The sequence below is a fragment of the Chlorobium sp. genome (assembly GCF_021740465.1).
Classification (GTDB): domain Bacteria; phylum Bacteroidota; class Chlorobiia; order Chlorobiales; family Chlorobiaceae; genus Chlorobium.
Genome location: NZ_JAIOZR010000027.1, coordinates 22,097 through 28,187 on the forward strand (window position 1 = coordinate 22,097; position 6,091 = coordinate 28,187).

General features: G+C 54.0%; 5 protein-coding genes and 1 tRNA gene. 3 read left to right on the plus strand and 3 right to left on the minus strand.

From position 1 onward, the window contains the following. Positions 1 to 90: 90 nt before the first annotated feature. Positions 91 to 179: transfer RNA gene (locus K9G39_RS10225), tRNA-Leu, on the minus strand. A gap of 146 nt (positions 180 to 325) precedes the next feature. Beyond that, positions 326 to 1,393: a thiamine-phosphate kinase gene (thiL, locus tag K9G39_RS10230; RefSeq protein WP_292004824.1), complete on the minus strand. Its 1,068-nt coding sequence runs from the start codon at positions 1,391 to 1,393 to the stop codon at positions 326 to 328. Between the two features lie 144 nt (positions 1,394 to 1,537). Between thiL and ftsY the strand changes: the two genes are divergently transcribed. Then, a complete protein-coding gene (gene ftsY / locus K9G39_RS10235) occupies positions 1,538 to 2,488 on the plus strand; it encodes a signal recognition particle-docking protein FtsY (RefSeq protein ID WP_292004825.1) in 951 nt (316 codons plus the stop codon). On the opposite strand, the gene K9G39_RS10240 is transcribed toward ftsY, so the two are convergent. Beyond that, positions 2,479 to 3,102, minus strand: coding sequence for a GIY-YIG nuclease family protein (locus tag K9G39_RS10240; protein ID WP_292004826.1), 624 nt, complete (start codon positions 3,100 to 3,102; stop codon positions 2,479 to 2,481). The genes ftsY and K9G39_RS10240 overlap by 10 nt on opposite strands. Positions 3,103 to 3,195: 93 nt before the next feature. On the opposite strand from K9G39_RS10240, the gene K9G39_RS10245 reads away from it, so the two are divergent. Then, positions 3,196 to 3,849, plus strand: a complete 654-nt coding sequence (locus K9G39_RS10245) for a protein-L-isoaspartate(D-aspartate) O-methyltransferase (protein WP_292004827.1) — start codon at positions 3,196 to 3,198, stop codon at positions 3,847 to 3,849. Between the two features lie 104 nt (positions 3,850 to 3,953). Further along, a complete protein-coding gene (locus K9G39_RS10250; protein WP_292004828.1) occupies positions 3,954 to 6,059 on the plus strand; it encodes a peptidylprolyl isomerase in 2,106 nt (701 codons plus the stop codon). Positions 6,060 to 6,091 lie beyond the last annotated feature (32 nt).

Consider the following 6,091-nt stretch of genomic DNA (forward strand, 5'->3'; position numbering starts at 1 on the left):
ATACACCGGGGACGTGGGCACACTGCCCCTTCAAAGGTAGTCAATATCCGGGATAATGGGCAAGGCTCAGAGGGTAAAGAGTGTGGATTGTGGTGCCGAAGGCGGGAATCGAACCCGCACGTCCATTGCTGAACACAGGATTTTAAGTCCTGGGCGTCTACCAGTTCCGCCACTTCGGCATCCGTAAAATGCATAGCAGGGAAGTCAATTTACTATCTTCCCTGTTTTTAACAAAATAATCGGGTCGCTTAAATCCATGGCCGGGAAATTCCGGTTTCCGCTGTTGTTTTATGTTCGTGATCCGTCGAATGACGTGGTACGGGCGTCACTTTCTGAAGTGGTCGTAACCGCCGAGATCGTCGAGGCAGATGGTCATTCCGTAGATATCAGAGAGCAGGATCCCTTTCTCTTTTTCCGTCATTTTCCCGATAACCGAAATATCCCGGTTGCCGGCGGCGAGAGCGGCCTGTTCCTGCGGCAGGGTAAAGAGCAACTCGTAGTCCTCGCCTCCCGAAAGTGCCCAGGCAAGAGCATCTTCCTGCAGTTCATCGGCTATTTCCCGTGCCTGGGTGTTGACGGGTATGGCTCTTTCATGAATAAGCGCTCCGGTATCCGAACATCGGCACAGATGCCCGAGATCGGAGCTGATGCCGTCGGAAATGTCGATCATCGCGCTCGGCGTCACTCCTGAAGCGTGAAAAAAACGGATCGTGTCGAGCCGGGCAGCCGGCAGAATCTGACAGCGGATGGCATCGCTGTATTCCTGCAGGTCGGCCATGAGGCTTTTGCTGTAGGGTTCGTTGTTCGACAGATGGTCGAGCATGATGTTTTTTTCCCGCATAAGCATTTTCAGCCCTGCGGCAGCTCCTCCGAGCGAGCCTGTTACGCAGATCAAATCTCCCGGTTTTGCTCCACTGCGCATGGTGAGCCGTTCTTTCGTCGTCTCACCGGTCATGGAGATGGTGATCACCAGTCCGGAACGGGATGAAGAGGTATCGCCTCCGGCAATGGCCAGACCGTAGCCGGACGCTGCATGACTCATGCCCCGATAGAGTTCTTCGAGCATTTCGACGGAAAAAGAGGGCGGTATGGCAAGGGAGACCAGAGCATAGGTCGGCAGTGCGTTCATGGCGCAGATATCCGATACGTTGACGCTGATACATTTACTGCCGAGATGCCGGAGCGGCGTGAAGAGCAGATCGAAATGCACCTCTTCGGCAAGAAGGTCGGTTGTCGCTACCTGCATCAGGGTTTCCGAAAGGCGGTAGACGGCGCAGTCATCACCTATTCCTTTCAGCAGGGAGGGGGCTTCGGCGAGGGTTGGCTCGACAAGTTTCGAGAGCCGGCTGATCAGCCCGAACTCGCCGATATCCGAGATGGCTTTGTAAGGCATATTTTTACGTACATTGGTAGAGAATCGCTCTTGCGGAGAAGCAGGAGCGGCGCCCTGTAGTTTGATTCCGTTTTTTGCCCTGTAATGGAGCGGCGTGCAGAGATTCGGCCGCTTTAGGGGAACATAGAAAATTTTCCGCTTACCATGGGTTTTTTCGACAATTTCAAAATATCGCGACTTAAAGAGGGACTCACCAAGACAAGGGATACGTTTCGTGAAAAACTTTCCGTCATCACGCAGGGTAAAACCGAAATTGACGAGGAGTTTCTTGAGGAGCTTGAAACCATTCTTGTTGCTGCCGATGTCGGAGTTGAAACCACTCTCGGCATCGTCGAAGCGATAACCGAGCGGGCAAAAAAGGAGACCTACCGTTCGGAAGCGGAGCTGAACGGGATGGTGATGGAAGAGATTCAGCAGATGCTTCTCGATACCGACAGCGCACATCCGCTTGATTTCGATGCGCCGCTTCCTGCAAGTCCTTATGTGATTCTTGTGGTCGGCGTGAACGGTGCCGGCAAGACCACCAGTGTCGCCAAGCTTGCCCGCAACTACGACAAGGCAGGCAAGAAGGTCATTATCGCTGCAGCCGATACCTTCAGGGCCGCAGCATATGAACAGTTGAAAGTATGGGCTGACCGGGCGGGCGTTCCGCTCATCGGCCAGGGACAGGGTGCCGATCCTGCATCGGTAGTTTTCGATGCGGTCAGTTCCGCCGTAGCACACAATACCGATGTGGTGCTTGTCGATACCGCAGGCCGTCTGCACAACAAGAGCCATCTCATGGAGGAGCTCGCCAAAATCATGCGGGTTGCCAGAAAGAAGGTGCCTACCGCACCTCATGAAGTACTGCTTGTGCTCGATGGCACAACCGGCCAGAATGCCGTTCAGCAGGCAAGGGAGTTTACGAAATTCGTCAATGTGACCGGTCTGGTGCTTACCAAACTTGATGGCACCGCCAAGGGTGGTATCGTGCTCTCCATTTCCCGGGAACTGAAGTTGCCGGTGAAATACATAGGCGTAGGAGAAAAAATCGACGACCTGCAGCTTTTCGACCGTGCAAAGTTTGTCGAGGCGCTTATGGGTCGTCAGGAGTAGCTTTCTCTGGAGGGGGCGGTTACGCCCATATCGGGCAGTTCCCGGAGGAGCCTTGCGAGCAGTGGGCCGGCATCGGTGCAGTAGAGCAGATGGGTGCTGTTTTTCGTGTCCTGCGCTCCGAGCCGTGCAGCGGGAACCGAGGTTTCGGGAGCCGCTTCGAGATGGCGGGCAAGAACCGGTTCGAGTTTTTCGGCGCTTCGGATGATCAGGATGTGGAAAATACATGATTCCGGGTGGTCGAGCAGGTAGTCGATATGCCAGTGTGTGTTTTTTTCGGCAGCGGTCGGCAGTATTTCGGGAGCAAGGCCGTTTTCCAGCAGCCGCCGCTGCAGAGCTTTTCGTATGGCATGCGGTTTTTTTTCGGCGGTTCTTGACGCATGCCGCATCAGGCGCCGGGCAAGCGGGAATGCGTTGTTTCCCTTGCCGAGTGCCGAGCCGAGATAGAGATAGCAGCCGGCCTGCAGAAACAGCGGTTTTCCTTTCCGAAAGCTGCCGAAAGTCAGGTGAACGCGTTTTGCAAGCCGTATGAACAGCAGATAGGTTCCCTGTCTTTGCGTACCCCCGACAAGGGTGAACTGACCTTCGGGAATTGTTTTTTCTGGATTTTGATGCAATATTAGCGGTTCCTGGTTGATGCAGGTAAAGGTAATGGTGAAAATAAAACTTTCGGAACGACGGATAACGATCTTTTTCCGGAGGAGTTCCCGATGAATGAATCCGAAAGGGTGATGGCCGCAAGGCGGAGCGGGATGGTTCGGGATCTCCGCCATAAAGGAATTATCGACGAACGGGTTCTCGAAGCCATCGGGAGTGTTGAACGGCACCGTTTTGTTGATGAGGAAAGCCGGGATTACGCATATGAGGATGCGGCTTGGCCGATAGGATACGGGCAGACCATTTCACAGCCCTATACGGTTGCCTATATGACCTCCCTGCTTCTGGAGCGATGTGCACCGCCGGCAAAGGTGCTTGAAATCGGCACGGGATCTGGCTATCAGGCGGCAGTTCTCGACGCGATCGGCTACAGGGTTTATTCGGTGGAGCGTATTCCCGAATTGTACGAGCGGGCGGTAAAGCTTTTCAGGGCTCTCGACATTTTGGTTATGTGCAGGCTCGGCGATGGTTCGCTGGGGTGGGAGGAGGAGGCGCCCTTCGAGGGTATCATGGTTACGGCAGCAGCTCCGGACTGTCCGCAGCATCTTCTCGGGCAGCTTTCCCCGAACGGTTGCCTGGTTATTCCTGTCGGGCGGCAGGATATGCAGCAGATGACCGTTTACCGGCGCTCGGGCGACCGGTTTGAAAAGGAGATGTTTCACCATTTCGCTTTTGTGCCGCTGATCGGCAGGGAGGGTTGGAATTGAAATGCTTCTCTGCTAATTTACGGTACAATTCGCTCGTGAAAGGGGGGTAATCGAAGGAAGTAAGATCGGATATTTCATTAATATTATTAAAGAGGTGATGTGTTATGGCTTTAATGTCCAGCATGCGGGATAAGACGCATATTATTCTGTACACGCTACTGGCGGCATTTCTCGCGTTGATTGTTTTCGAGTGGGGAATGAACTTTACCGGTTTTTCAGGAAAACAGGGTAGTGCAGCCGGAAAGGTGAACGGAAAAGAGGTGTCGAAAGCTCGCTATGAAGAGATTTACAAGGAGTTTTCCGAAAATTTCCGGAGAAACAATCCCGGGGCCGAGATAACCCCTGAAGTTGAGCTTGGGCTTCAGGAGCAGGCATGGAAGATCGCCATCGATCAGACATTGCTTGAGGAGCAGTTTGAAAAGTTCGGTATTACCGTAGATGACAGCGAGATTGTTGCCGCACTCGATGGCGACAATCCTCCCATGATCATCCGGCAGAATTTCGTTAATCCCGCCACCGGAGTGATTGACCGCCAGAAGCTGGATGCTGCCCGCCGTGATCCGAAAAACAAGGAGATGTGGCTCCAGATCGAAGATATCGTTCGCCGTGAACTGAAGGTCAACAAGCTTATCCGTGCGCTGCAGACCATGGTGCAGGTTACCGATCGGGAACTCGATGCCGTTGTCAAACGTGAGTACACCAGGTTTTCCGCCTCCTTTATCCCGGTTCCCTTGAGCTTTGCAGGTGCTGAGAGCAACTTTCCGGTAAAGGCCGAGGAGATACAGAAGTACTACGACGGGCACAAGGCGCAGCTCAAGCAGCCGCCGTCCAGAAAAGCCGACTATGTATTTTTTCCGCTTGTTCCCTCTTCGAAAGACAGTGCCGTGGTGCGCAACGAACTTGAAGCCATGCGCAAGGAGTTCACTGCAACGCAGAACGACAGCGATTACGTTAGGGTTCAGAGCGACCGACCCACAGGCATCGATGTGCCGTTCAGCCGTGCGGATTTCTCACCGGCTGCAGGGGCGGTTGTTTTCAGTCCGGAGAATGCCAAACCGGGTGCGCTTATCGGGCCGGTTGCCGATAACGGCTATTACCGGATGCTGAAGGTCAAGAAGGTCGTAACCGGCGAACCGGTTGCCAGGGCGTCGCATATACTGCTCCGTTTCAACCCTGCAAGCCGGGATGAGGTTTCGAATGTAAGGGCTCGTATGATGACGATCTATAAGAAGCTCCAGGAGGGAGTTTCCTTTGAGGCCCTGGCAAGGGAGTACTCACAGGATCCCGGCAGCGCGGCAAAGGGCGGCGATCTCGGATGGTTCGGCCGCAAGAGTGTTGTTCCTGAATTTTCCGAAGCCGTGTTCAGCACCCGTCCCGGGACCCTGACCAAGCCGGTACAGACGAAATTCGGCCTGCATGTTATCAAGGTCTCCGGTTTCGATCAGAATACACTGGTATGCTCCGAAGTTGTCAGGCTGATACGGCCATCAACGGAAACGGTTGACAGCGCCAGGCGTCTTGCCACGGCATTTCAGATGCAGGCGAAGGATCAGGGATTTGACAAGAGCGCCACTTCCGAAAAACTTCGCATCGCCAGAACAGGGGAGTTCGGCAAACACACCCCTGTCGGACCTGTCGGTTATAACGAAAAGATCATCGCCTTCGCCTTCAAGGCATCCGAAGGGGATCTTTCCGACGTCATTGAAACCGATAAGGGTTTTTACGTCATGCGTCTGACCGGAAAGAACGACACCGGATTCCGTCAGCTCGACGAAACCTTGAAGAAAGTCATCACTGCCGAACTGGTTCGTGAAAAGAGAGAGCTGGCGCTCGAGAAAAAGCTCGCTACACTTCTGGTAAAGCCCGGAGTTTCCCTTGAATCGCTTGCCGCTGCCAACAAGGAGTTCACGGTTGTCAAGGCGGACGATATCCGCTGGACAGACGGTTTCATTCCCGGTTACGGAGTTGACCGGCCGCTGGTGGAGGCGATTTCCGCAATGAAAGCCGGAAAGCTCTCAGGGCCAGTCAAGGCAATGGGGGGATATGCCATTGTCAGGCTTGACAAACGGGTGATGGCTGAGGATATCAATTTGAAGGAGGTAAAAGCCGGAGTGCAACCGAACCTTGTTCGGGCAAAGCAGGAACAGTTCTTTGCCGAGTATTTCGCTACACTGCGCAGAGACGCCGAGATAGAAGATTTGCGTCCCTGACCCAGGGCATAAATAGAAAGAACCCCCTCGAA